This is a genomic window from Ectobacillus panaciterrae DSM 19096, from assembly GCF_000430785.1.
In the GTDB taxonomy this organism is placed as follows: Bacteria; Bacillota; Bacilli; order Bacillales; family Bacillaceae_G; genus Ectobacillus; species Ectobacillus panaciterrae.
On record NZ_AUMR01000065.1, the window covers coordinates 1 to 26,550 of the forward strand.

Below are 26,550 nucleotides of genomic sequence, written 5' to 3' on the forward strand. Positions count from 1 at the left end.
ACATTAGCAGATGCGCTTGTTGGCGCTGATGTATTTGTTGGGGTATCGGCTGCAGGTGCCGTCACGAAAGAAATGGTTCGTTCCATGAACGAGAATCCAATCATTTTCGCCATGGCAAACCCTGTACCGGAAATTATGCCAGAAGAGGCGAAAGAGGCTGGAGCGCTAGTAGTAGGGACAGGACGCTCTGATTTCCCAAATCAAGTCAATAACGTCCTCGCATTCCCTGGTATTTTCCGCGGTGCTTTAGACGTTCACGCAAAAGAAATCAATGAAGAAATGAAGCTGGCAGCTGTGTATGCGATTGCCGGATTAATTTCAGATGAAGAGCTTCATGCCGATTATGTGATTCCAGATCCATTTGACCGCAGAGTAGCGGCTCATGTAGCAGCAGCTGTTGCGAAAGCTGCGATGGAAACGGGTGTTTCACGAAAAAAGGTAAATGTAGAAGAAATCAAAAATCGTTTATTAGTATTAGCGAAAGAAAAACAGCTCGTTTTTGGGTGAAGCTAGCGCTACTAAAGGTCCTTAACTTTTTTATAGTTAAGGACCTTTTTTGTTTATTAATCCTAGTTAAATGGTACGAATGAGGCAGTACAACGTACATTTAATATAGTAAACATTTTTCCTCATTATTTTAATGGCAATCCACCTTTACTTTAAAGGTAAAGATAAAGTCGTACTATCTATATATAAATGATTTGTTTCATAAATTACTAATATAAAAGTTCATAGACGAGTATTAATAAGTATAAAGTAACTATGACTGTATAGTAGGGAGAAGAGATGATAATTAATGAGCAGATTTAACAAACGGTTAACAATTTAATTCAAATTGAACACGTTTTTGGATGCAATTCCTATTATGATCTTTATCTTGTGAAAAAGGAGAGATATTAAATGTATCCTCAATTTTACTCATATCATCGTATAAACCATGACATTCATATAGTTAATGATATCGCTAAGGCTATTAATGGAGAATACAGTGCAATTGCCTGTTACGCCCAGTTAGCAGAAATAGCTCCCACAGAGAAAGAGAAAAAGCGAATTCTTGAGATTCGGGAAGATGAAATCAGACATTATCAGATTTTTTCAGCTATTTACATGAACCTGACAGGCAAACAGCCGACACCGCAAATTAACGAAACATGTCCAAAAGTTTATAAGGAGGGGTTAGAATTCGCTATAGAAGATGAACAAAAAACTGTTGATTTTTATCTAGATATCTCCGATAAAGCACAGGATTCCTACACTAAAAAACAGTTTCGTCGAGCTGCGGCAGATGAACAGAATCATGCCGTATGGTTTTTGTACCTTTACACCAAATTTTTTGGAAGATAACACCTTCATTTGATTTCTAGCGAAGAATAAGTTTTTAACTAGCTATGAAAGAATTGAACGAAACCGAAGTAATGACGACTTCGGTTTTTTCTATTGTTTATAATTTCATATACTGAATTGTGATTCCTAACTCTGTGAAAAATACACAAAGATAACTTTAGTTCACGTATTCATTTCAGTAATTCGGTGAAGAGCTTTTTCTGAGCTGAAATGAACGGATAACTTATGAAAGAGACTCGAATAATAATTGTAAGAATATTTAAGCAATCTGAAAAATATCCCTGCAACGGATTGACATCTTTCTTTTTGTTGTTATAATTTATTTCATCTGATGTTAGAAAACCTTACACAGGAGGCTGTTGGATGAAGAAGATTGAAGCTATTATAAGACCCGAAAGGTTAACGGATACGATTAAAGAGTTAAAAAACATTGGAATTACAGGATTTACTGTATCTCAGGTGGTGGGAAGAGGGAAGCAAAAAGATGCGCAAGGAGTGTATCGTGGAAGGAATTACAAAGTCACTCTTCATCCGAAAGTAAAACTTGAGATCGTCCTTTCTGACTACATGATTGAAAGGACAATTAAGGCTATTATTGATTCTGCTCAAACGGGTGAGGATGGTGACGGTAAAATCTACGTTTATCCTATTTTTGAAGCCTATAACATACGAACGGGAGCAGTGGACTTGAGTATAGATGATTTAGCTGAAGAAGGAAGGTGAGTTGAATGAAATTAATATATTTAAATACTGTATGGGTTGTAATAGCTGCAGCGATGGTTTTGTTTATGGAAGGTGGATTTAGTTTACTAGAAGCTGGTCTGGTTCGGACAAAAAATGCTGTTAATGTAACGATGAAGATTTTTGTGGATTTAACGGTAGGATCCTTGGCTTTTTGGTTGTTTGGTTTTGGCCTTATGTTTGGAAAAGATGCTTTTGGAATGATTGGTATAAATTTATTTGGCAGTCCTGAGAAAATCTCCTTAGGAACAGAGCTGCCTAGTGCCGCCTTTGTGCTATTTCAAATGGGCTTTGCGATTGCGTGTGTATCCATCATTTCAGGAGCGGTAGCTGAACGGATGAATTTCAAAGCTTATATTTTGACAGTAGCTATAGTAACTTTATTGGTTTATCCAATCTCAGGTCATTGGATTTGGAACAGCGATGGTTGGTTGGCTGAATTAGGAATGAAAGATTTTGCTGGATCGGCTGCCATTCATGCGTTGGGGGGGTTTACTGCATTAGCTATGGCGAAGCTGTTAGGTCCAAGAAAAGGCAGGTTTAATTCTGACGGCAGTGCTAATGTTTTTGCGCCTAGCAACATTCCATTGGCTTCAGCTGGAGCGTTTATTCTATGGTTTGGCTGGTTCGGTTTTAATGCAGGGAGCACCCTCGATGCTTCTAGTCCGATACTTGCGCCTGTAGCCATCAATACTATGTTAGCGGGAGCAAGTGGTGGTGCAGTTGCTTTATTTATGACGTTGAAAAAGTACGGCAAAGCTGATCCGAGTATGACCATTAATGGTGTATTATCCGGTTTGGTAGCAATTACAGCTGGGGGGGCGTTTGTTTCCCAATGGAGTGCTGTTATTATTGGTGCTATAAGTGGCTTAATTGTTATTTACGCTACGTTGCTGATTGATAATTTGAAGATTGATGATCCGGTTGGTGCAGTTGCTGTACATGGGTTCAACGGTGTTTTTGGAACGATTGCTGTTGGGTTATTCGATACGTCAAAAGGGCTTCTCACAACAGGTCATTTCTCGCTTCTGGCTGTACAATTATTAGGAGCGGTAGTAATTGGTGTTTGGGGGATTCTGGGCGGTGTCTTTATTGCGAAGCTGTCTGAAAAAACTGTTGGTTTCCGAGTGAGTGAACGTGAAGAAGAAGAAGGACTTGATATGTCATATCATGGTATACCAGCCTACAATGAATTGGAACGATTTGCTGATTTACCTACGAGTCTATATGATTTTGAAGAAACTACCGGAATTAGTGTAGCTCGGATTGATAGTAAGGAAGTTGCAGGGTAAGTTGTTTAACGTTTTCTGGAAGAACTTATTCAAAGTATGATGGACTATATACCTCCAGTTATGGGAGAAAAACTAAAAAAGGAAGTAATAAATACCAAAGAAAACAGCCTTAGAAACAGGGCTGTTTTTTGTTGCCGTAGCTGCTTGAATTTTTTATTATTCATTTTTAATCTCTGATTCATCTTTATTTCTTTGCTTCCAATAGCTGCCTTCATCGAAAAATTCCAGACATACTCCATTTAACGATTGCAGCTTTTCGATAAATCCGTTTAAATCGCAAGTATGAAAAGTATCATTAAGTTCACGATTTTCTTCGGTAATTGAATAAACGTGAATTTCCATGCAACCATCCCATCTAACGTTGACATCGAATTTACCATCTTCGCTTTCTAATTCAAGCGCAACTGTTCCGCCGTCTTCTCTCTTATGCTCAGTCTTTATAATCCACATACAAGCACCCCTTTTTTTATAAAACGGACCTTTTAGCTCCTTGTTTATCTGCATCATTACAACTCGTTTACCGTCTTGCTTCAGTTTCTGCATTTATGGGTGTTTTTATTACTTAGGGACGCTCCGTCTGCTCATTAAGTTAAGAATCTGGGTTAATTGATGATATGATTCTATCGATAAGTTTAAAGTGAATGAAATGTGTTTTGAAATGAAGAATGCAAAGAGCCTTTGTGTGCGAAGAAAACGTGTACGTAAAGGCTCTTTTGTTGATGGATCTTATATAAAATCTGTAAGTTGATGCTTTGAAAGTAATGAGAAATACTGTTTTACAAAATCATAAAATAGTTTTTCGGAAGGCGGAAGTTCCCGATGTCGAGGAGAAATTAATCCGACCGTCCTCTTTACTTCCGGGTCAAGGATTTGTATTTTCACTGTATTCTTTGGAAGGTTTTCATAGAGTGTACTCTCAGGTAATAAAGTGACGCCAATTCCTGCGGAAACCAAGCCTTTTATGGTATCGAGATCTTCACCCACATAGGGGATATTAGGACGAAACCCTGCTTGCAGACAAGCGTCTACTGCAATTTTTTGAAGAATGAACCCTTCAGGGAAAAAGACAAAAGACTCTCCCGCTAATTGATATAGTGAAATCCGTGTTTGATTCGCTAAAGGATGTGTTTCGGGTAACAGAGCAACGATTTTCTCCACAAAAAGGATATCTCCGTGAATATCCGGCTCCCGTGTCGGGACAGGTCCGATAAATGCTAAATCTATCTCCCGTTGTTTAACGGCATCTATGAGAAAATTGTTAGAACCTTGCCGTAAATGAAATCCGGTATGAGGATGCTCCTTTTTGAATGTCGAAATCACATTTGGAAGCGTATAACTTGCTAGGCTGGAAGGAAACCCTACACGAATTGTGCCTCGTTCTGGATCTAAATATTCATAAATTTGTTGTTGGGCATTGTCAATGGCTTTCAATCCGATCATCGCATGTTCAGCGAATATTTTACCAATAGGAGTAAGTTTAATATTGCGCCCCTCTCGTTCTAACAATGAAACCCCTAATTCATCTTCTAAATTTGCAATCTGGCGGCTGACAGCGGATTGTGCAACATGTAATGTTTCTGCTGCTTCTGATATATGTTCCTGTTTGGCGACTTCAACAAAATATTTCAATTGTCTGAGTTCCATGGATTGTATCCCCTTTCATATCAAAATGAGATGAGTATTATCTAAATTATATATTGTTTATATGAATAATGAAACTTACAATAAGATTATTGATTTAGTCGAAATATACAGAAAAAGGGGATACGGAGATGAAGAGAAACTTTCAACCTCAAGGATTATATCATCCGGACCTTGAACATGATGCGTGCGGCATTGGCTTGTATGCTCATCTGAAAGGAAAAGCTTCCCACGATGTGGTCGAAAAAGGATTATATATGCTTTGTCAAATGGAACATCGCGGCGGGCAAGGAAGTGATGCGAAAACAGGAGATGGAGCCGGGATTATGCTCCAAATTCCACACGCTTACCTACAAGCAGTATGCGATATGGCTATCCCGGAACAAGGGCGCTACGGTGTAGGGATGATATTCTTTCCGCAAGAACAAAAGGCACGAGTGGATTATCAAAAGAAAATAGAAGATATTATCAAAGCCGAAGGGCAGATCTTGCTTGGATGGAGAGATGTACCAGTTAATCCCGATACGATCGGAGAAGGTGCAAAAGCAAGTCAGCCTTATATCCAGCAATTAATTGTTGGCGCGAGCGACGATATGGAAGATACAATCGCTTTTGAGCGTAAACTGTATATCATTCGTAAAAAAATGGAGAAGCTAGAGCAAGGTGAAGAGAACGGGTTATATGTTGCGAGCTTCTCAAGCCGTACAATCGTGTACAAAGGTTTGTTGACTCCAGACCAAATCCGTGCATTCTACCTGGATCTGCAAGATGAAAGATTTGCCTCCGCTTTTGCGCTAGTGCATTCCCGTTTTAGTACAAACACTTTCCCAAGCTGGGAACGTGCCCATCCGAATCGCTATTTGGTTCATAACGGAGAAATCAATACGCTGCGCGGGAATATCAATTGGATGAGAGCGCGGGAGAAGCAATTTGTTTCTGATGCATTTGGAGAAGAATTGGAGAAGGTATTACCTGTTATCGATATGAATGGAAGTGATTCTTCTATTTTAGATAATAGCTTTGAGTTTTTTGTATTAGCTGGCCGCACTCCTGCACAAGTTGCGATGATGATGATTCCTGAGCCATGGGTGCATGAGGATGAGATGGACAAAGAGAAAAAGGCTTTCTATGAATACCATAGCAGCTTAATGGAGCCGTGGGATGGGCCGACAGCGATTTCGTTTACTGACGGCAAGCAAATTGGTGCGATTTTGGACCGCAATGGACTTCGCCCAATCCGATATTATGTAACAAAAGATGATTATATCATCCTTTCTTCTGAAGTAGGGGTTGTTGATGTTAAGCCTGAAGAAGTGGCTTATAAAGATCGGTTAAGCCCTGGAAAAATGCTGTTGGTTGACATAGAAGAAGGTCGAATTGTTTCGGACGAGGAAATCAAGCAGAAGATGGCAAAAGAACAGCCGTATCGTCAATGGGTAGAAGAGCAGATGATAAGTGTTGATGAGCTGCCGGCAGTTGAAGGGAATGAAGCGTCTATTGAAGACGTATTGGCGCAGCAAATTGCGTTTGGTTATACGTACGAAGATGTAACGAAGAATATCGTTCCCACAGTAGAGGAAGGTAAAGATCCGATTATCTCTATGGGAACTGACACACCGCTCGCTGTGTTATCTGATCGTCCACAGCTGCTATTCAATTATTTTAAGCAATCCTTCGCTCAAGTAACGAACCCGCCAATCGATGCGATTCGTGAGCATGATGTAACTTCAACAGTAACATTCTTGGGGGCAGAAGGAAATCTCCTGCATCCAGATGCGCAAGCTGCGAGACGGATTCGTTTGGAAACTCCGATTTTATTTAAGGAAAATTTTTGGAAAATTAATAATAATCCGTATCTTGAATTTCAAGCAGCGACGCTTTCTCTCTTGTTTAAAAGCAATTTGAAAAGTGCTCTGGATGAGTTATTCCGGGCCGCGGATCAAGCGGTTGAATCTGGTGCTCGCTTGTTGATCTTATCTGATCGTGGAGTGAACAAAACATTTGCAGCTATCCCGACGTTATTAGCTGTAAGCGGCCTGCATCACCATCTAGTCGAAAAAGGAACGCGTACAAAAGTAAGCATTCTTTTGGAAACAGGTGAAGCGAGAGAAGTTCATCATTTTGCAATGCTTATCGGCTACGGGGCAGATGCAATTTATCCGTATTTAGTTTTTGAAACATTAAAACAATTGATTCAAGATGGTTCTCTTTCCATGGATGAACAGCAAGCTGAAAAGAACTTTATTGCTGCTGCAACAGACGGCGTTGTAAAGGTAATGTCTAAAATGGGGATTTCAACAGTGCAAAGTTATCGGGGAGCGCAAATCTTTGAAGCACTTGGCATTGGCTCATCAGTAATTGAGAACTATTTCAAAGGAACTCCTTCCAAAATTAATGGAATTGGCTTAGATGTTATCGAGCAAGAAGTGTTATTGCGCCATGAGAAAGCATTTGCAGAAACAATTTATGAAGATAAAACGTTAGAAACAGGGAGCGACTTCCAATGGCGAAAGCATGGCGAACATCATGCCTTTAATCCGGGAACGATTCATACGCTGCAACAGGCTTGCCGAGCTGGAGACTATGAATTGTTTAAGAAATATTCCAAACAGGCAAATAAAGAGCAGCTGGCATTTTTGCGCAACCTCTTTACCTTTAAGGATGGACAACAGTCTATTCCGCTAGAAGAAGTAGAATCAGTAGATTCTATTGTCCGCAGATTCAAGACAGGAGCGATGTCTTTTGGCGCTCTCAGCCAAGAAGCGCATGAGGCACTTGCGATTGCTATGAATCGTCTGGGCGCAAGAAGTAACAGCGGTGAAGGTGGAGAAGATCCGAAGCGTAACATTCCTGACGCAAATGGGGATTTACGCCGCAGTGCGATCAAACAGGTTGCATCAGGACGTTTTGGTGTAACGAGTCAATATTTAGTCAATGCCGATGAAATTCAAATTAAAATGGCGCAAGGAGCAAAGCCGGGAGAAGGCGGACAGCTGCCAGGCAAAAAAGTTTATCCGTGGGTTGCCGAGGTAAGGGGAGCTACTCCAGGTGTTGGTTTAATTTCGCCGCCGCCGCATCATGATATTTATTCTATTGAGGATTTGGCTCAGCTCATTCATGATGTGAAAAATTCAAATCCATCCGCACGCATTAGCGTAAAGCTCGTATCGAAAGCCGGAGTTGGAACAATCGCTGCAGGTGTAGCGAAAGCTGTTGCGGATGTTATCGTAATCAGCGGATACGATGGCGGAACAGGTGCTTCTCCGCGAACAAGTGTCAAACATGCCGGGATGCCGTGGGAACTTGGATTGGCGGAAGCGCATCAAACGCTATTAATCAATCAGCTTAGAGACCGTGTAGTGTTAGAAACAGATGGGAAATTGATGACAGGACATGATGTTATTATGGCCGCGCTTCTTGGAGCAGAAGAGTTCGGCTTCTCTACAGCCCCTCTAGTTGTATTAGGCTGTGTAATGATGCGCGTTTGTCATAAGGATACATGTCCGGTCGGAGTGGCGACTCAAAATCCAGAGCTGCGCAAGAAATTTATGGGCAGCCCGGATGATATCGTTAACTTTATGCTCTTTGTTGCGCAAGAAGTTCGTGAGATTATGGCGCAACTTGGCTTTAGAACAATCGAGGAAATGGTAGGAAGAACGGATATGCTGGCTGCTAGTGAGCGCGCAGCTTCGCACTGGAAAGCGAAGCACTTAGACTTATCTGCAATTCTGTATCAGCCGGAAGTGGCTGAAGGGACAGCACGCACGTTTAAACGTCCGCAGCAGCATAAGTTGGAGCAATCCCTGGACATTCGTGAAATTCTTCCGCAATGTGAAACAGCAATCCGCGAGAAAAAACCAGTAGAGCTTTCATTGCCAATTCGCAATACTAATCGGGTAGTGGGAACGATTCTAGGCAGTGAAGTGACGAAGCAGCATGGGGAAGCAGGCTTGCCTGAGGATACAATCCAGCTGAACTTCAACGGTTCGGCGGGGCAAAGCTTCGGTGCTTTTGTACCGAAGGGGATTACACTTCAATTAGAAGGCGATGCCAATGATTTTGTTGGCAAAGGATTATCCGGCGGGAAAATTATTGTCCGTCCGTCTTCAGAAACAAGCTTCTCTCCGGAAGAGAATGTCATTATTGGAAACGTGGCATTTTATGGGGGAACATCTGGAGAAGCGTATATTTACGGTCAAGCAGGAGAGCGCTTTGCTGTAAGAAATAGCGGTGTTCACACGGTCGTTGAAGGGGTAGGCGATCATGGTTGTGAATATATGACAGGCGGGCGTGTTGTTATCCTAGGAGATGTCGGCAAAAATTTTGCAGCGGGTATGTCCGGCGGTATCGCCTATGTGCTTGTGGAAGATAAAGAAGCATTTGCTGCAAAGTGCAACCTTGAGATGGTGCTTTTGGAAACGTTAGAGGATGAAAAAGAGATTGAAGAGGTTGTTCATCTTATTTCAAACCATTTCCACTATACAGGAAGCTTGAGAGCGGCTAACATACTAGCGAATTGGGATGAATATGCACCTTATTTTGTTAAGGTGATTCCAAGCGACTACAAACAAGTGGCAGAAACAATTGAAGGCTTAAAGGAAACAGGGATGAGTGAGGAAGAAGCGGTTCGTGCGGCGTTTGAAGCGCACACGGGTCAGACAAAGGTCAGCATTATAAAAACAGATGAAAAAACAGTTGTAGTGTAAGGAGGAGAGATCATGGGGAAAGCTACAGGATTTATAGACTATGTACGAGAAGAAGCACAAGAACGTGATCCTCTTGCACGGATTCAAGATTGGAAGGAATTTGCCGTTCAATTACCAGATGAATCATTACGTATGCAAGGAGCCCGCTGTATGGATTGCGGGACTCCTTTCTGCCAAATGGGAACAGAAATCAGGGGATTAACATCAGGCTGTCCGATACACAATCTGATTCCAGAGTGGAATGATCTCGTGTACCGGGGAAGATGGAAGGAAGCATTGGATCGATTATTGAAGACTAACAACTTTCCTGAATTTACAGGGCGTGTTTGTCCCGCGCCATGCGAAGGATCATGTACAGTCGCTATCGCTGATCCAGCGGTTTCCATTAAAAACATCGAGCGTGCCATTATCGATAAAGGCTTTGAAGAAGGATGGGTGACACCTCGTCTTCCGAAAGCGCGTACCGGAAAAAAGGTAGCTATCGTCGGATCAGGTCCGAGCGGTCTTGCTGCTGCAGACCAACTCAATCAAGCGGGTCACGCTGTTACTGTATATGAACGAGCTGATCGAATCGGCGGTTTGCTTGTGTACGGTATTCCGAGTATGAAGCTGGAAAAGGAAGTAGTGGAACGCCGCGTAAAGCTGCTGGAGCAAGAAGGTATTCGTTTTATTACAAATACTGAAATCGGTAAAGACATTACGGCGGCGGAATTGAGAACGGAGTTTGACGCTGTTATTCTTTGTACAGGAGCTCAAAAGCAACGCGATTTAGTTATCGAAGGCCGCGAGCTGCAAGGTGTCCATTTTGCGATGGATTACCTTACAACATCTATAAAAAGCTTGCTGGATTCCAATTTTACTGATGGGAAATTCATTGATGCTAAAGATAAAGACGTAATTGTAATCGGCGGCGGTGACACGGGAGCTGACTGTGTGGCAACTGCGTTGCGGCAAAACTGCCGCAGTATCGTTCAATTCGGGAAGCATCCTCAATTGCCGGAGGATCGCGCTTATGATAATCCATGGCCTGAATACCCATTAACGTTTACGGTAGAGTATGCTTATGAGGAAGTGGAAGCGAAATTCGGCGAAGACCCACGCGTATATTGTATCCAAACGAAAAAGCTTGTAGGGGATGAGCAAGGTCGTTTAAAAGAAATTCATACGATTGGGATGGAAAAGCTTAAGGATGAGAACGGTAAGGTTATTTTCCGGGAGATTCCAGGAACTGAGAAAGTATGGCCGGCGCAGCTCGTATTTATTGCAATTGGCTTTGAGGGTACTGAGCAAACGGTCATCAATCAATTTGCTCTCGAGACAGACGGACAAAAGATTAAAGCAGATTACGGCAAATACACAACTTCTGTTGAAGGTGTATTTGCTGCAGGTGATGCAAGAAGAGGCCAAAGTCTTATCGTTTGGGCAATTAATGAAGGCCGCGAGGTTGCCCGTGAAGTAGATCGTCATTTAATGGGGGTATCTGTTTTACCATAAAAAGAACCTATATAGGTTGTAGTCATCAAGAAAGCACCAGAACATTTCTGTTGAGAAGCGTTCTGGTGCTTTCGTTTGTAGGTTGAAATCAACTGTTTTAGGCATAATGAAGTAAAGTTGCATAACTTCTTTTTCGTTAGGCTGTGTTCAATTATTTTGTAAACCAAATATGTCACATATAACCGAGCGGAGTGATTATCTATTTATGATAATCACTCCCGCTTTCTTAACGTATTTTTTGGATTCCTATTTTTATTCAGCTTTGGTTATCTTTGTTTCCGTGTTGTTGTAAGCTTTCGTCAAATTACTTTTTTTCTTACCGTAGAATGCATAAACAACAAGACCGATAATCATCCAAACTACAAAACGAATCCAAGTAATCACAGGGAGACTGGCGATCAGATAGATTGAGAATCCAATACCAATTAAAGGAATGACTGGAACAAATGGTGTTTTGAATCCTCTTTTGAGTTCTGGACGTTTTACTCGCAGTACCATGATAGATGAACAAATTAAGATAAACGCTGTTAGCGTTCCGATGTTAACTAATTCGGCTACTTCACTAATAGGAGTAAGACCTGAGACAAATGCGGTAATAACTCCGATAATTAAGGTTGGACGATAAGGAGTTTTATATTTAGGATGCAATTTTGTAAACCACTTCGGTAATAAACCGTCACGACTCATGGAAAACCATATGCGTGAGCCGGCGAGCATAAAAGAAAATAAAACAGATAGAATACCTGCGATAGCAGCGGCAGAAATGATTAACGTAATCCATTTCATTCCAATGTTACTAAAAGCTTTTGCTACAGGTGCTGCATTATTGAGTGTTTCGTACGGAGCCATTCCTGTAATAACAAGAGACATTCCGATATACAGACATAAAGCGACAGCTAATGATATGATGACAGCCAGCGGTAAATCCCGTTGTGGTTTTTTTGCTTCTTCCGCTGCTGTAGTCAAGGTGTCATAACCGAATACAGCAAAAAATACGAGAGCTGCCCCGCTCATTACCCCATGAAAACCGAAAGGCATGAAAGGATGCCAGTTGGCAGAGTCAATATGGAAGCTTCCTACGCCAATTACAAGCAGGATAATACCTAACTTAATGATAACCATTAGTGAATTAAATTTAGCTCCCAATTCCGTGCCTAATGTAAGCAAGCCGGCAATACCAAGACTAACTAACATGGCAATTAAGTCTACTTTGTGACCGGCACCGGAGCCGGGCGCACCTTGTGCCCATACGGGAATATGAATTCCAATTTGTTGCAAAAGTTCTTGCATATAACCAGACCAGCCAATGGCTACTACGGCGACAACTAGAGCATATTCGAGTAATAAATCCCATCCAATAAGCCAAGCTGTTCCTTCTCCTAATACAGCATAACTGTACGTATAGGCACTTCCAGCCACCGGTATTAAACCGGCAAATTCCGCATAGCATAATGCTGCTGCTGCGCTGGCAAGCCCCGCAATAATAAACGATAAGAGAACTGCTGGTCCTGCGTGTTTAGATGCTGCTACACCGGTTAATACAAAAATACCTACCCCTATAATTCCTCCTAAACCAATGGCAGTAAGTTGCCATAATCCTAGGACTCGATTAAGACCGGAGTTTTTGGCGCCCTCTAGCTGCAGTTGGTCAATAGACTTTTTTCTGAAAAAGGCATTCATTAATGATTTCCCCCTTTTGTTATTAATCTGTATTTGAATTAAAAACTACGCATAAAAATAAATTTTTTATGCATAGTACATTAAACAAATCGTAACGGGAGGTGTACTACGTCCCGGATACTATACGAGAGAGAAACAAGCTTTTAAAGAGATGTTCTAGACGTCCACTTCCTTATTGTAAGCGTTTTCTATTATTGCTATAAGAAAACAAAATTAGACAATTTTGTGTAAATAAATTTTGTTTTCTGACATTTTCTTAAATAGTATAACATGTTTCAACAGAAATGCACAATAAAATTATGGTTATTTCAAGAATTTACAATGTTGTTTAAAGATTGGTAATTTTCGATAAATTACATAGGCTATGTGCAGGGATGAGTTCTTCCATCAAAGAGGTTTTGCAGTTTATTAACAGCATGATCCTTCCTGATATAGAGTCTGGCTATCGTGTTGAGTGTTAACAATTACAGTCCTGCACACAGTGTTTTAATATAGTTATTAAAGTATAAAAACACAAAAAAATAATTGCTATTACATAATTATAAAGAAGAGGTTCCTGAATAATAGAGAAATATGCATTCCTAAATATATAAATGCAACTAAAAAAATCGACATAAAACTTTTCTTTTAGGGGGGAGAGATCATCCGGCTAAGCATAGAAGCGGTCAACCCCTTTTCCTGTCCCATATAAGGATGAGAGAGGAAGCAAGTGCAGGCTGCCTTTTGTTCTGCATAGCAGCGGTTCACATGTCGAAATTATAAATCATTTATATATAGCTGTTTGCACACTTATGTTCAATAAAATAAATTTAAACATAAGTGTAGACAATAGTGTTTATTTTTTGTACAATAAATCCAATTAGTAATTAGAATTTTTTTTCTTCGCTAAATTTTCTGGTAAAAGGGAGAATGTGGTATTTATGGAAGTTCTAATGAGAAATGTGTTTCAAGCTTTAGGGAAAAATCAATCAGCAAATAAGTTGGCAAAGAGATACGGTTTACAGTTTGGGGCAAAGCGCTTTGTTGCCGGGGAATCAATTGAAAAAGCCATTGCATCAGTTAAACAGTTGAATAAGGAAGGGAAAGTTGTCACACTCGACCATTTGGGTGAATTCGTCTTCACTGAAGCGGAAGCGAATGAGTCTGCTGCTATGTGTATTAAAACATTAGATGCAATTGCAAAAGCAGGTGTTCAGTCCAATCTATCTCTCAAAATGACTTCTTTAGGACTCGATATTAGTAAAGACTTATGTATGAAAAATATGCGCAGAATTTTGGATCGGGCAAAGATGTATGATAATTTTGTACGTATTGATATGGAGGATTATGCTCACTGCCAAATTTCCCTTGATATTTATCGGGAATTACGAAAAGAGTATGACAATGTAGGGATTGTTATACAAGCATATTTATATCGTACCGAACAGGATATACGAGATTTAAATGCGTACAATGCTAATCTTCGTCTAGTTAAGGGAGCGTATAAAGAAGCGACAGAGGTTGCATTTCCGGAGAAGAAGGATGTAGATGAAAACTATAAAAAAATTATTAAAGAACACCTTTTAAACGGTAATTATACTGCCATAGCCAGCCACGATGAAAAAGTCATTGAATATACAAAAAAAGTTGTTCAAGAACATCAAATTCCTAATGATCAGTTTGAGTTTCAAATGTTATATGGAATTTGTGTTGACCTTCAAGAGAAATTGGTTCAAGAAGGCTATAAAGTGCGCGTCTATGTTCCGTATGGGGTAGACTGGTTTGGGTATTTCATGAGACGTTTGGCAGAGCGTCCGGCAAATGTTTGGTTTGTGTTGAAGAATCTAGCAAAATAAAATATCTATATAAAAAGGAGTTAAAGAATATGACAACAACTATTAAAATTACCCCGTTCACTAACGAACCGTTTACAGATTTTACACGTGAAGAAAATAAACGAGCAATGGAAGCGGCTCTTACTAAAGTAAAGCAAGAACTTGGCAAGGAGTATCCGCTGCATATTGGAAATGAAAAGGTATTCACCGAAGATAAAATTGTATCGATTAACCCAGGGAATGTAGATGAAAAAATCGGTTTTGTTAGTAAAGCGACAAAGGAACTGGCAGAACAAGCTATGCAAGAAGCATTAACGAGATTTGAAGATTGGAAGAGGGTTTCTCCGCTAGAACGTGCGGAATATTTGTTCAAAGCAGCTCATTTGATGCGTGAGCGCAAGCATGAATTTTCTGCTGTGCTTGTTTATGAGTCAGGGAAGAACTGGGCAGAAGCTGATGCTGATACAGCAGAAGCGATTGATTTTATGGAATTTTATGCTCGGGAAATGATTCGCTTAAGCGAAACTAATATTCATCGACCGCTTACAAAACTAGATGGAGAAGCGAACGAGATTACATATATTCCGCTTGGGGTAGGTGTAGTTATTCCGCCGTGGAACTTCCCATTAGCTATTTGTGTGGGTATGACTACAGCAGCCATAGTTTCCGGGAACACGGTTCTTTTAAAACCTGCATCTACTACTCCGGTTATTGCCCATAAATTCGTAGCATTAATGGAAGAAGTGGGGCTGCCATCCGGTGTTATCAACTTTATTCCAGGAAGCGGGGCGGAAGTAGGCGATTATTTAACGACTCATCCGAAAACTCGATTTATTAGTTTTACCGGATCTAAAGAAGTGGGTCTTCGCATTAACCGTCTAGCTGCAGAAACTGCGAACGGACAAATCTGGCTAAAGCGTGTTATAGCGGAAATGGGCGGTAAGGATGGAATCGTTGTTGATGAAACGGCGAACTTGGATGATGCCGCTGCTGCTATCGTTGCTTCTGCTTTCGGTTTCCAAGGACAAAAATGTTCCGCTGGTTCTCGAGCTGTTATAGTTGAATCAGTCTACGATAAAGTGGTAGAAAAGGTTGTAGAATTAACGAAAAGATTGCAAGTAGGGGCGCCGGAAGAAAACTTTTCAGTCGGTCCGGTAATTGACCAAAACTCCTTTAAGAAAATTCTAGAATATATTGAGATCGGGAAGAAAGAAGGACAGTTGCTGGTCGGAGGAACAAAAGCGGCAGGAAATGGCTTTTATATTGAGCCTGCTGTGTTTGCGGATGTAGATCCGAAAGCACGAATTATGCAAGAAGAAATTTTCGGCCCGGTACTTGCTTTAGCAAAAGCAGCAGATTGGAAAGAAGGCATCGAGATTTATAATGATACAGAGTTTGGATTAACAGGCTCTTATTTCTCGCAAAATGAAGAACGCATTGCTTACGCGCTAGAAAATATGCATTGCGGAAACCTTTATATTAATAGAAAGTGCACGGGCGCTTTAGTTGGAGTGCATCCGTTTGGCGGATTTAATATGTCTGGAACGGACTCTAAAGCTGGCGGTTATGATTACTTGCTGTTGTTTACGCAGGCAAAACTAACGTCTAAAAAGGTAAGATAAGGCAAGGGATCTTTTAAACAACTATTCTAATATAGAACACATATATATCCTGAATGAAATTTCGACATAAAAACTTTTCTTTTAGTGGGAGAGATCATCTGGCGACGTGCAGAAGCGGTCAAACCCTTTTCGTGGCCCATGCAGAGGTAGACCATAGAGAGGGAGCGAGCGCAGTTTCCCTTTTGTTCTACGTGGCAAACGATAGATATGTCGGAATAACAAAGTGGACTTATATAGCAAAAAATCATAATGTTCCTAGGATTATGATAGAAAAATAAGGAAAACTAAAATAGAATAAGAAATCTCTCTATCTAAACAATTGTTGCAGAAACGATACTCATTTTTAGACAGGATCCCTTTATAGGAGAACCTGTCTTTTTTATATGTATCCTTCCCGTACTGCTTATGAATGATTGTTTTTTCTATTACGGCATAATGTTTGCCGACCTTGTTTTGAATACAAAAGGGCGTGACTTCTTTCACACCCACTGATGGTTAGTTGAACTAATCGGGCTTATTCCCCACTTACACTTCTTTGAACACGCTATGTTTTGACGCGGGGGTCTTACTGCCCGTTAATACGGGATAACGGATGAGGAACTCATGCCGAAATAAAAATGAGTGCCTAATTGGCACCCATTTTTATTTGTTGCGGGAGTAATAGTAAGTATGCGAATAGGCACTTAGTTTAATCGTTATTTTCATCTAGCCCATACTCTTTAATTTTATTGTATATCGTTCCTCTAGATATACCGAGCAATTTAGCCGCTGCGCTTTTGTTTCCATAAGTTTTGTGCAATGCTTCCCTAATCGTTGCTATTTCTTCATTTGCAGATGTAGGATCTTCATGTAATACATTGTCTTGATTAGATACATCATGATCCTTTTGGGGATGAGTGACGATTATACCTTTTGGAAGGTGTTCAGTTGTAAGCACATCCCCATCGTTCAGTAGGATAATGCGTTCTACTACATTACGCAGCTCTCGTATATTCCCTGGCCAGTTGTATTTTATTAACGTGGTCATCAATGTTGGGCTGATATCCGGCATAGGCTTCTTATATTTAATTGTAAACTCTTTCATAAATCTTTGGACTAATTCAACAATATCCGCTGTTCTTTCTCGTAATGGGGGAATATCGATATTTATAACGGCTAAATGATAGTAAAGGCCTTTATGAAACGTTCCTTTACGCATCATTTCTTCTATTGCAGGGGAAGCCGCAGCGATAATGCGCGTATGTGTCGTGACTGATTCAGTCCCCCCTATACGCTGAAACGATTGCTGCTCTAAATAATTTGAGAATTTTACTTGACTGTCGAACGGCATTTGGTCAATGTCTGCAATAAACAAGGTTCCGCCATGTGCTTGCTCCAGTTTGCCGGCTTGTCCGGTCTGTTCATCGTTGGTAAAAGCGCCTCCTTGATAGCCGAATAATTCTGCTTCCAAAAAACCTGAAGGAACTGCTGTACAATTAATGGATAAAAAAGGCTCGTTCTTTCTAGAACCTCCATAATGGATAGCTTGCGCCAGTATCTCTTTTCCGGAGCCAGGCTCACCGGTTAAAAGGACGGGGATATCAGCGTAGGCAGTCTTCTTTGCAATCTTTAACGCCTCTTGAATTTCTGTACTGCCTCCTATAATAGATGAAAAAGGTCTCTCTTGGTGAACTAGCAATGGTAACGAGGAATAAAGCTCTTCATTGAGACGGACAATTTGAGTAATATCTTGTTCGGTTGCAACACCGCCGATAATTATATTATCCTGTATAATTGGAGAAGCGTTTATTAAGACGTGAGTATCACTAGAGGGTCGATGATAAACCCTTCGAACTGGATGTCCCTCGTTTAAGATATGATGCAGCATAATATCCTCTGTGTGGAAGTATGCTCCAATTTTTTTACCAATAATGGTCTCTCGTTTGATTCCATACGTTGCCTCCGCTGCACTATTCCAGCAAATCACTTCACCTTCCTGGTCTACAGCTGTAACTGCATCGTTAACTGTTTCTGCTAATGTGTGAAAGTAGGAGTTTAACCTTTTGGTTTTAACATTTAGGTGTCGAATCCATTCATCAGCAGTCATAATTCCGATAATACGTTCTCTTCCTTCGTTCTCGATCAGAACTGGACGGCGCCAATCTATTTGCACTTCAAGAAGTTCTGTAATTGTAGAGACTTCAGAAGAAAGCCATTGCATTTCTTCAAGCCACGGAGCTGCAGGTAATGAATCGGCACCTAATGCGATAAAGTTAACCTCACTATGTTTAATAATGTAGTACGTTTCTCCTGTAATAACGACAAAGCGATATTGCAAGAGCTTGTTTTTTAGTTCTATTAAAGGAGTATGTGGTTCAAGCAAAATAAAAGAATCATCTATATTGATTTGTCCATTTTTGAACATAATAAAACCCCTTCATTACAGTATCTCTTTTTAATAATTTATCATGTTTGTATAGTATTATCTAGTGACAGACTTATGAAACAAATGTGTCTAACTAAAAAATGAACAAATTTGTCTTAAATGATAGATGTTGGTAATCATTATTTTATATAAATGTGTAACAAGAAGCATAAGATGGCCGTTTTGGCCAACTTATGCTTCCAGTAATTTTGATGTTTTTGAATTAAAGCTAAGAAGGAACTGTTCAACTCTGATACGGGGGAGCACCCACAAAACGTAAATTTTGTACGCTAAGCAAATTTCGACATAAAAAAACCGATTTTTCCCACGCTAAGAAAAATCGACTCTTATTCTGATACTTTTGTTGTAATGGGCGAAGCAACTCTAGCGTTGTAGTATCTTTTTGGTTAAATTGAATTCTCCTAAGAAGTTGATATGCTCCCAACTTAATGGAGAAATGCGTTCTTGTAAAATGAACTGCTTCGTAATTGTTAGACACAACTAACGATTACGGGGTGTTTTTTATGACCAAGCCTTTTTTAAGAGCTCCACACCAAGCTGGATTTCCTCACAAGAAAGATTACTAAAACCAAGTTTAATAATTGGTTTATCGGTATTATTTTTAATGAAGTAGAGTGAGGTGGGATACACTTTAACACCATAAAAGGAAGCCCTGCTTATTAGCCATTCTTCCGAACGCTTTAGGTGTATTTTGACTAGTATGTACAAACCAGATTGCTCGCCAATAATGGAGATATTTTGAGCGAATTCTTTTTTTAATACTGATACTAAGCGTTGCATTTTTCGTTTATAAACCAAACGCATACGTTTAATATGGCGATTCCATTCTCCCTCTTCCATAAATTTAGCCATTGTGAACTGGCTTAGAATGGAAGTGGTGCTTTCGAAGTGAAGGAATTGCTTTTTGTAACGATTTAAAAGGGGTTGCGGCAACACCATATAGCTTAAACGGATTCCCGGAAGAAAGGACTTTGAGAAATTCCCTAGATAAATAACTTTTGCTGAATCAATGGAAGCGAGAGCTGGAAATGGTTGTTGTGTATAGCGAAATTCACTATCATAATCGTCTTCGATAATATATCCATGCACCTTGTTAGCCCAATGGATAAGTGCATGACGTTGTTGAATGGGCATGCTTACCCCGTATGGACTGTGATGGGAAGGCGCTACATAGATTAATCGTGATTTCATATGTTCTAATTGTGAAAAATCAGCGCCTGTTTCGTAAACTGGTAAAGTTTCAAGCGTAAAACAATTTAATTGAAATGCTTCCCTAGCGCCATCATACCCAGGGTCCTCAACTATAATGCTTGGGAAATCATCCTTCAGTATATGCCCGAGATATATAAGCATTTGTTGGGTACTGCTCCCGATAATAATTGCGTTTGCATCTGTTTTCACCCCACGAGATTGGAGTAAGTATGTAGAAATTTGTTCGCGTAGGCATACCTCACCAAAGTGTTCCCCGTATCGAAAGCTCTCCTGTAACGTTAATACTTGATTAGCAATTCTCCTCCATATTTTTAAAGGGAAATGTGTTTGATCAACTGCGCCTGCTTTAAAATCAATGAGGACAGGTGTCACCGATTCTGTTTGCTTTATATTATGAGAGATTAACGCCTCTTGAAATAAAAAAGGCTCTAATTTATTTGCAAAATAACCTTTTCGCCCCTCCCCACGAATATAGCCTTCAGCTACAAGTTGTTCATAAGCCATTAATGTCGTATTGCGACTTACTTGAAGGGAGTCTGCAAGTTGACGAATGGAGGGCAATTGTTCATTAGCCAGTATGTCCCCTTGCTCAATAAATAATTTAAACTGCTCGTAGATTTGTTTGTATTTGGGGGAGTCATCCTTAAAAGTAAAAATGGTATTTTTCATTTGCTATCCCTTCTGACATGTATATTTGTTTAATATTGTACCTTTTTAGATGTCAGTCTGTATAATATTATTTTTAATGCGTCATGTCTATTGTATTTAAAAATTCATATGTAAGTTGAAAGGAGATTTTTTATGTATATCCCTAAGCAATTTGAAATAAAAGAATTAGCAGTAGCCTACGATGTAATACAGGAGAATAGTTTTGCGACATTGTTTTCAATGCATGAAGGAATACCTTTTGCTACACATTTACCACTGCTTTTGAATAAAGGGAAAAACTATTTGTATGGTCATTTTGCTCTTCCGAACCCTCAGTGGAAAGATATTAAAAACCAAACAGTCTTAGCTGTTTTTCATGGTCCCCATTGTTATATCTCTCCCTCTTGGTATGAGACGAATCAAGCAGTACCAACATGGAATTATGTGACTGTTCATGTATACGGCGAAGTCGAACTTATTGAGGATGAACAAGAGTTAATGGATTCCTTGCATGACATGGTATTGAAATATGAAGTCCCTGATAGTTCATACAAATTGCAAGATGTAGACGCTGGCTTTCTGGCAGGGATGAACAAAGGAATTCAAGGCTTCAAAATAAAAATCAACAAAATAGAGGGAAAAGCAAAGTTAAGTCAAAACCATTCATTACACCGACAAGAGCTAATTGTTAATCAACTGGAACAGATTTCAAATACAGATGAGCAAAAGATTTCCTTTTTAATGAAGACAAACCTAAAAAAATAACGCGTAATGTTACTGCTTTTCTCTTCAATTAACTCAAATCGTACAACCTATTACAATTGAGTAATCAAGGAGGAACCCAATCATGTATATTCCTAAGTATTTTAAAGTCACAGATATAGATGAAATTAGAGAATTTGTTCAAATGAACTCATTTGGAACGATTGTAACAACAAAACAAGGTAAACCAATTGCTACTCATTTACCATTGGAATTAAATAAAGAAGGAGATAATTACTATATAACCGGATACATGGCTTATGGGAACCCCCAATGGAGAACCCTCGAAACCTGTGAGGATGTATTAGTTATGTATCAAGGACCACATGCTTACATCTCTTCTTCTTGGTACGGGCATGAAAATGTACCAACATGGAATTATCAAGCTGTACATGTATATGGCACAGCCAGCATTTTGAATGAAGAAGAGTTGCAACAAGGCCTTATATAGAAGATACTGGTTTAGGTTTTGAGAGAAGTAAAAACTTAGTAGTAATAAGTGTAACTAGTAAACAAAGAAGTGATGATCAAAAGAAGAACTTTATAAACTTTTGGTTCAAGAGCTTGGAGAAAATTGTGGAATAGAGCCTAATGATATTATGGTTTCTATCAAGAACGTTCTGCAGCCGGCCGCGCGGCCGCAAGGGCAAGGGGGCGCTTAGGTGGAAGGCCAGAAAAGTTAGATAACAAGGACTTGGAGATGCTGAGAACCCTTATAGCAAATGGAACGCCTATTAAGGATATTGCACAAATGTGGGGAATTTCTCGTACTACGGTTTATCGTTACTTAGAAAAATAGAAGTAGGCAAGACATGTGAAAAATAGGCTATCCAAACAGATAGCTTATTTTCATTAGATAACGATATTTAATTTTAAAGAAATTACGTCAAATAAAAAAGAAAGTCACAGGTAGTTTTCAGATAAAGTAAACACCAGCCCCATAAACGGACGTTTTCGGTGCTTGTTTTTAGCAAATTAATTGGATATTTGTGTTAATATAGAGGAGAGATTGTGAAGATTTTCACTTAAATTAACGGGCAGGTTTGTTGAAGAAGGAATCTAATTTATTTACGTTGAATTAATTACAAATTGCATTTACAGACCGAGGTGGTAACTGGTGGGCAAGAACAAATATGTAGGCAGTTGGTCAGAATCAAAGTTTATTGAGATTGACTTAGAGTTAAATAAAGAAATTTAGTTGAATTATTGTTGGGTGTAGTAAATAGCAGTAACAAATTTTCACATCAACAAATTTGTAATTGGTGTGATAAATATTATATGAAATATATGGATGATTATAATTTTTATAACAGCGAGATATATAAAGTTATTGAAGATATATCTGCCCAGTGGGATTTATATTTATCAAACACTTATTCATTAGAAGAACTTCAGCAGTTGGATTTTTCTAAAGTAGAACTTCCAATATTTAATGTAATATCAAAGGAGCGAGGAAGGTAAAGTGAATCAATCCTATTTTTATTTAAAACTAGAAACACATCAATTACATATGTCTTATAAAAATGAAAAACGTCGCGTGCGTGTTTTATTGCCGAAAAATTATGATAAAGATGAGGCTAAAAATTATCCAGTTGTCTATATGCATGATGGACAAAATGTTTTCTACAGTAGTGAAGCTTATAGCGGGTATTCATGGAAAGTTATTCCGGCAATTAAACTAAATCCCGATTTACCGAAGATGATTGTTGTTGGGATAGATAACGCTGAACAAGATCGAATTAATGAATATACGCCTTGGAAAATTACTGAAAGCCCACTTCCTGAAGATAATGAACTAGGCGGAAGAGGCGTGGAGTTTGCTAAGTTTGTCATGACAGTCGTGAAGCCGTTTATCGATAAGCATTACCGAACTAAATCGGATAAATATCATACAGCGATGATTGGCAGTTCACTTGGAGGAAATATTTCGGCTTTTATGGGTATTGAATATAAAGATCAAATTGGTGGTTTAGGCATTTTTTCTTTAGCCAATTGGATTACAAGTAAAGCCTTTGACAGTTATATTGCTAGAGAAGAGTTGGATCCTGAACAACGCGTGTACATTCAAGTTGGGACTCAGGAAGGCGATGATGCCGATCGACAATTGATGTATGGTAATATGAAGCAGGCATATATCGATTGCTCGCTTAAGTATTATAAACAACTGATAAAAGGCTCTGTTCCAATTGATAGCATTCGTTTAAATATTTTTGCGGATGAAGAACATGATGAAAAAGCTTGGGCAAAACACCTGCCAGAATGTTTACGTTTCTTAAGTGAGAAGTGGTCTTGAATGAACTGAATAATTATATTTGACTGAATTAGATCATGGGAGGAATCTATCACTTTTTTTGAATATTTTTGGAAGCTTAGATTGATTTTAAATTGAAATAATTGTACCTTAGTTGTGAAAATAATGAATTTTTTGATATTGAGAAAGGAGCTTTTTTATGAATTATATTTTGATATCACCATATTATCCAGGTAATTTTCAGTCATTTGCTCATCGTTTAAAAGACGCAGGTGTCAATGTTTTAGGAATTGGCGAAGAGCCATATGACCAATTAGGTTCCGAATTACAAAACGCTTTAACAGAATATTATCGTGTGAATAATTTAGAAGATGTAGATGAAGTGAAACGTGCTGTTGCATTTTTATTTTATAAACATGGTCCAATTGAGCGCATTGAATCCAATAACGAATACTGGTTAGAACTTGATGCGCAGTTGCGTGAGCAATTTAACGTGTACGGCAATAAAACGAATGACTTGAAAAAAGTTAAATATAAATCTGAAATGAAGAAGCTGTTTAAAAAAGCAGATGTGCCTGTTGTAGATGGAAGAATCGTTAAAACTAAAAAGGAGTTATCTAAAGCCATTGATGAATTAGGACTGCCAGTTATCGCTAAACCGGATAATGGAGTTGGATCAGCTGCAACCTTTAAATTAAGTTCAGAAGTGGCTGTACGTCATTTTGAAGAAGAATGGGGAGAAGCACAAGTGTACTTCTTAGAACCATATGTCGAAGGAGGCGTGCTTTGTACATTTGATGGTTTAGTGGATCAGAAAGGGAACATTGTTTTCCAAACAAGCTTTACATATAATGTGCCAACTCTGGAACTCGTTAAGGGTCAGTTGGATTTAGCTTATGTGATTCAAAAAGAAATTGATCCAAAGCTCGAAACTTATGGAAAGGCGATTGTGAAAGCTTTTGGCATGAAAGAACGCTTTTTCCATATTGAGTTTTTTAAATTAGAAGATGGGGATTATGTTGCACTTGAATATAATAACCGCTTGGCTGGCGGCTACACGATTGATATGTACAATTTCGCGTACTCCATTGATTTATTTGCTCAGTATGCTTCTCTTGTGACAGGAGGAGAATTTAAGGAGTCCGATGCCGAAAACCAGTTTTGTGTCGGTGTAACACAGCGTGATGCGTATGAGTATAAACATGATACGAATGCTATTTATGAACGATTTGGCGACCGTGTGAAGTTTGAACAGCGCATGCCAGATGCGTTTGCGGAACTCCAAGGAAATCAATTTTATGCGATTAATGCAGATTCGCAGGAAGAAGTCTATGACATTATCCGTTTTGTACATGAACGAAAAAATTGCAGCATTGTAAACGTATAGGGATAGGAGATTTTTCTATGCATATAGAACATTTAAACCATTGGAGTGGCGAATTAGGACGTGAAATGCTGTTGAACAGATATGGACACAGTGGCATGCCAATCTTAGTTTTTCCTTCATCTGGAGGGACGCATTTTGAATACTATGATTTTGGAATGATTGATGTGTGTCATGACTTTATTGAATCCGGAAAAGTTCAGTTTTTTACATTGGCTAGTATAGATAGCGAAAGTTGGCTGCACGACTCAAAACCGGCGCATGACCGTGCATTAGCTCATGAAGCATATGACCGTTATGTGATTTCAGAAGCTATTCCATTTATTAAACATAAAACAGGTTGGTTTGATCCAATGATGACAACGGGGTGTAGTATGGGGGCATATCATGCGTTGAACTTTTTCTTGAGACATCCGGATGTCTTCCAAACAACCGTTGCACTTAGCGGTGTTTACGATGTGCGTTTCTTTTTTGGGGATTACGGAAATGATCCTCTTGTATACGAAAATTCACCGAGTGATTACATATGGAATCAAAATGACGGCTGGTTTATTGATCGATATCGTTCAGCAGATATCATTATTTGTACCGGGCTGGGTGATTGGGAACAGGATGGGCTGCCTTCATACTTTACATTAAAAGAAGCCTTTGAAGAAAAACAAATTCCAGCATGGTTTGATGAGTGGGGCGAAGATGTTTCGCATGATTGGGCTTGGTGGCGATGCCAAATGCCGTATTATTTAGGAAAATTACTTTAATAAAATGTCAAAAAAACATCAGTACGGTTGAGTCGCTGTTTTTTTTTACAGGGGATTTTTTGATTTTTAGGTAATAAATAATTGATGTCGTATTAAAAGTAGCAATAAAGTGGTAATAAACACTTAAATGTGGTGATAAAAAGGCAATAAAATAACAATATACTGCCGTCGTTAAAAGAAACCCATAATAATATATTATGGACAATATTCTCACTAAACATATAAAACCATTTAATATAAAAATAGACACCTTCGGTGTCTATTCAGGAGACAAAAACCCCACTATTCATAAGTGAGGAACTTTAATTACTTTTTTAGGGCTACTCTACTTAGGTAGCTCTTTTTATATTTTGAAAGTAAGATTGTGAAGAAATGTACTTACACTAACGGGGGCTTTACTTAAAGAAGTTAAATAAAAAAGTCGGTTCCCTAACGTTCATCGTCGCCTAATGGCTATCGCCATTTCTTTTTTCTCATTGTTCTTGCCAAACTTTTTTCGGCACGTGTTTGACCATCGCCAAGCCGATATACCAATAAGGAAACTCTCAGGTTACCGGCTTGTGCTGTTCAGTATACGTGCCGAACCGCCAGATCATTCGTTCAAGAAAATACGCTTTTTCAATATGCATACACGCTTTTTTATGCGGTGGCTCTGCCCCCACACCCCCGGCCGCCTCAACCCTGGAGTTAGTATAGTTCTATGGACACATCTTTGTGTGGTCAGTACAATGAATGACAGAAAGGATGTGTCCAGACATGGAACGCAAACATTACAA

The 26,550-nt window shown here is 39.3% G+C and carries 17 protein-coding genes and 4 pseudogenes; 16 read left to right on the plus strand and 5 right to left on the minus strand.

Translation table 11 applies throughout. The annotated features are described in order from the left end of the window. From ystJ to H540_RS0115715, 4 genes and pseudogenes are all read left to right on the plus strand, one after another. A pseudogene (gene ystJ, locus H540_RS0115700) lies at positions 1-507 on the plus strand (NADP-dependent malic enzyme); the annotation flags it as partial. Positions 508-900: 393 nt separating this feature from the next. Beyond that, on the plus strand, positions 901-1,344 hold the full coding sequence (locus H540_RS0115705) for a ferritin-like domain-containing protein (protein ID WP_028401475.1): 444 nt from the start codon (positions 901-903) through the stop codon (positions 1,342-1,344). A gap of 363 nt (positions 1,345-1,707) precedes the next feature. Then, on the plus strand, positions 1,708-2,067 hold the full coding sequence (locus H540_RS0115710) for a P-II family nitrogen regulator (protein WP_028401476.1): 360 nt from the start codon (positions 1,708-1,710) through the stop codon (positions 2,065-2,067). A 5-nt stretch (positions 2,068-2,072) separates the two neighbouring features. Next, on the plus strand, positions 2,073-3,377 hold the full coding sequence (locus H540_RS0115715) for an ammonium transporter (protein WP_028401477.1): 1,305 nt from the start codon (positions 2,073-2,075) through the stop codon (positions 3,375-3,377). A 156-nt stretch (positions 3,378-3,533) separates the two neighbouring features. Here the strand turns inward: H540_RS0115715 and H540_RS0115720 are convergent, their stop codons facing one another. After that, positions 3,534-3,827 carry a hypothetical protein gene (locus tag H540_RS0115720; protein WP_028401478.1) on the minus strand — a complete coding sequence of 98 codons (294 nt, stop codon included), beginning with the start codon at positions 3,825-3,827 and terminating at the stop codon, positions 3,534-3,536. Positions 3,828-4,103: 276 nt separating this feature from the next. Then, positions 4,104-5,021, minus strand: a complete 918-nt coding sequence (gene gltC / locus H540_RS0115725; protein WP_028401479.1) for a glutamate biosynthesis transcriptional regulator GltC — start codon at positions 5,019-5,021, stop codon at positions 4,104-4,106. A gap of 128 nt (positions 5,022-5,149) precedes the next feature. Between gltC and gltB the strand changes: the two genes are divergently transcribed. Together gltB and gltD are read left to right on the plus strand one after the other, a co-directional pair. Then, complete coding sequence (gene gltB, locus H540_RS0115730; protein ID WP_028401480.1) at positions 5,150-9,724, plus strand: glutamate synthase large subunit; 4,575 nt, start codon at positions 5,150-5,152, stop codon at positions 9,722-9,724. 12 nt (positions 9,725-9,736) lie between these two features. Then, the gene (gene gltD, locus H540_RS0115735) at positions 9,737-11,218 is read left to right on the plus strand and encodes a glutamate synthase small subunit (protein ID WP_028401481.1); all 1,482 of its coding nucleotides are present in this window, start codon (positions 9,737-9,739) and stop codon (positions 11,216-11,218) included. A 252-nt stretch (positions 11,219-11,470) separates the two neighbouring features. Here gltD and H540_RS29885 read toward each other — a convergent pair whose 3' ends face one another. After that, complete coding sequence (locus H540_RS29885) at positions 11,471-12,898, minus strand: amino acid permease (protein WP_034671151.1); 1,428 nt, start codon at positions 12,896-12,898, stop codon at positions 11,471-11,473. Positions 12,899-13,818: 920 nt separating this feature from the next. On the opposite strand from H540_RS29885, the gene H540_RS0115745 reads away from it, so the two are divergent. Both H540_RS0115745 and pruA read left to right on the plus strand, forming a co-directional pair. After that, positions 13,819-14,733, plus strand: a complete 915-nt coding sequence (locus tag H540_RS0115745) for a proline dehydrogenase family protein (protein WP_028401482.1) — start codon at positions 13,819-13,821, stop codon at positions 14,731-14,733. Positions 14,734-14,762: 29 nt separating this feature from the next. Further along, complete coding sequence (pruA, locus tag H540_RS0115750; protein WP_028401483.1) at positions 14,763-16,334, plus strand: L-glutamate gamma-semialdehyde dehydrogenase; 1,572 nt, start codon at positions 14,763-14,765, stop codon at positions 16,332-16,334. A gap of 688 nt (positions 16,335-17,022) precedes the next feature. On the opposite strand, the gene H540_RS0115755 is transcribed toward pruA, so the two are convergent. Beyond that, positions 17,023-18,738 (minus strand): sigma-54 interaction domain-containing protein, encoded by a 1,716-nt coding sequence (locus H540_RS0115755; protein ID WP_028401484.1) that lies wholly within the window; start codon positions 18,736-18,738, stop codon positions 17,023-17,025. Positions 18,739-19,260: 522 nt separating this feature from the next. After that, positions 19,261-20,640, minus strand: coding sequence for a MocR-like pyridoxine biosynthesis transcription factor PdxR (gene pdxR, locus H540_RS0115760; RefSeq protein WP_028401485.1), 1,380 nt, complete (start codon positions 20,638-20,640; stop codon positions 19,261-19,263). 132 nt (positions 20,641-20,772) lie between these two features. Here pdxR and H540_RS0115765 point away from each other — a divergent pair, with 132 nt between their 5' ends. The 8 genes and pseudogenes from H540_RS0115765 to H540_RS0115790 all read left to right on the plus strand — a co-directional run bounded on the left by H540_RS0115765 (position 20,773) and on the right by H540_RS0115790 (position 25,774). Next, positions 20,773-21,384: an FMN-binding negative transcriptional regulator gene (locus H540_RS0115765; protein ID WP_028401486.1), complete on the plus strand. Its 612-nt coding sequence runs from the start codon at positions 20,773-20,775 to the stop codon at positions 21,382-21,384. A gap of 82 nt (positions 21,385-21,466) precedes the next feature. Continuing rightward, positions 21,467-21,826, plus strand: a pseudogene (locus H540_RS29890) (FMN-binding negative transcriptional regulator); the annotation flags it as partial. 2 nt (positions 21,827-21,828) lie between these two features. Beyond that, a pseudogene (locus H540_RS33265) lies at positions 21,829-21,992 on the plus strand (tautomerase family protein); the annotation flags it as partial. Then, a pseudogene (locus H540_RS32180) lies at positions 21,992-22,180 on the plus strand (helix-turn-helix domain-containing protein); the annotation flags it as partial. The pseudogenes H540_RS33265 and H540_RS32180, both read left to right, overlap by 1 nt. 479 nt (positions 22,181-22,659) lie before the next feature. Beyond that, a complete protein-coding gene (locus H540_RS29895; protein WP_034671153.1) occupies positions 22,660-22,842 on the plus strand; it encodes a hypothetical protein in 183 nt (60 codons plus the stop codon). Position 22,843: 1 nt separating this feature from the next. After that, positions 22,844-23,674 (plus strand): alpha/beta hydrolase, encoded by an 831-nt coding sequence (locus H540_RS0115780; protein WP_028401487.1) that lies wholly within the window; start codon positions 22,844-22,846, stop codon positions 23,672-23,674. Between the two features lie 157 nt (positions 23,675-23,831). Beyond that, positions 23,832-25,019, plus strand: coding sequence for an ATP-grasp domain-containing protein (locus H540_RS0115785; RefSeq protein ID WP_028401488.1), 1,188 nt, complete (start codon positions 23,832-23,834; stop codon positions 25,017-25,019). A gap of 17 nt (positions 25,020-25,036) precedes the next feature. Continuing rightward, positions 25,037-25,774, plus strand: coding sequence for an esterase family protein (locus H540_RS0115790; protein WP_028401489.1), 738 nt, complete (start codon positions 25,037-25,039; stop codon positions 25,772-25,774). Positions 25,775-26,550 lie beyond the last annotated feature (776 nt).

What these genes read in the sequence shown, in the direction of transcription:
- H540_RS0115765 (WP_028401486.1), top strand. Translation starts at nt 20,773, where the DNA reads ATGTATATCCCTAAGCAATTTGAAATAAAAGAATTAGCAGTAGCCTAC.
- H540_RS0115790 (WP_028401489.1), top strand. Translation starts at nt 25,037, where the DNA reads ATGCATATAGAACATTTAAACCATTGGAGTGGCGAATTAGGACGTGAA.
- H540_RS0115755 (WP_028401484.1), bottom strand. Translation starts at nt 18,738, where the DNA reads ATGTTCAAAAATGGACAAATCAATATAGATGATTCTTTTATTTTGCTT.
- H540_RS29885 (WP_034671151.1), bottom strand. Translation starts at nt 12,898, where the DNA reads ATGAATGCCTTTTTCAGAAAAAAGTCTATTGACCAACTGCAGCTAGAG.
- H540_RS0115715 (WP_028401477.1), top strand. Translation starts at nt 2,073, where the DNA reads ATGAAATTAATATATTTAAATACTGTATGGGTTGTAATAGCTGCAGCG.
- H540_RS0115745 (WP_028401482.1), top strand. Translation starts at nt 13,819, where the DNA reads ATGGAAGTTCTAATGAGAAATGTGTTTCAAGCTTTAGGGAAAAATCAA.
- H540_RS0115785 (WP_028401488.1), top strand. Translation starts at nt 23,832, where the DNA reads ATGAATTATATTTTGATATCACCATATTATCCAGGTAATTTTCAGTCA.
- gltB (WP_028401480.1), top strand. Translation starts at nt 5,150, where the DNA reads ATGAAGAGAAACTTTCAACCTCAAGGATTATATCATCCGGACCTTGAA.
- pruA (WP_028401483.1), top strand. Translation starts at nt 14,763, where the DNA reads ATGACAACAACTATTAAAATTACCCCGTTCACTAACGAACCGTTTACA.
- H540_RS0115720 (WP_028401478.1), bottom strand. Translation starts at nt 3,827, where the DNA reads ATGTGGATTATAAAGACTGAGCATAAGAGAGAAGACGGCGGAACAGTT.
- gltC (WP_028401479.1), bottom strand. Translation starts at nt 5,021, where the DNA reads ATGGAACTCAGACAATTGAAATATTTTGTTGAAGTCGCCAAACAGGAA.
- H540_RS0115710 (WP_028401476.1), top strand. Translation starts at nt 1,708, where the DNA reads ATGAAGAAGATTGAAGCTATTATAAGACCCGAAAGGTTAACGGATACG.
- H540_RS0115705 (WP_028401475.1), top strand. Translation starts at nt 901, where the DNA reads ATGTATCCTCAATTTTACTCATATCATCGTATAAACCATGACATTCAT.
- H540_RS29895 (WP_034671153.1), top strand. Translation starts at nt 22,660, where the DNA reads ATGAAATATATGGATGATTATAATTTTTATAACAGCGAGATATATAAA.
- pdxR (WP_028401485.1), bottom strand. Translation starts at nt 20,640, where the DNA reads ATGAAAAATACCATTTTTACTTTTAAGGATGACTCCCCCAAATACAAA.
- gltD (WP_028401481.1), top strand. Translation starts at nt 9,737, where the DNA reads ATGGGGAAAGCTACAGGATTTATAGACTATGTACGAGAAGAAGCACAA.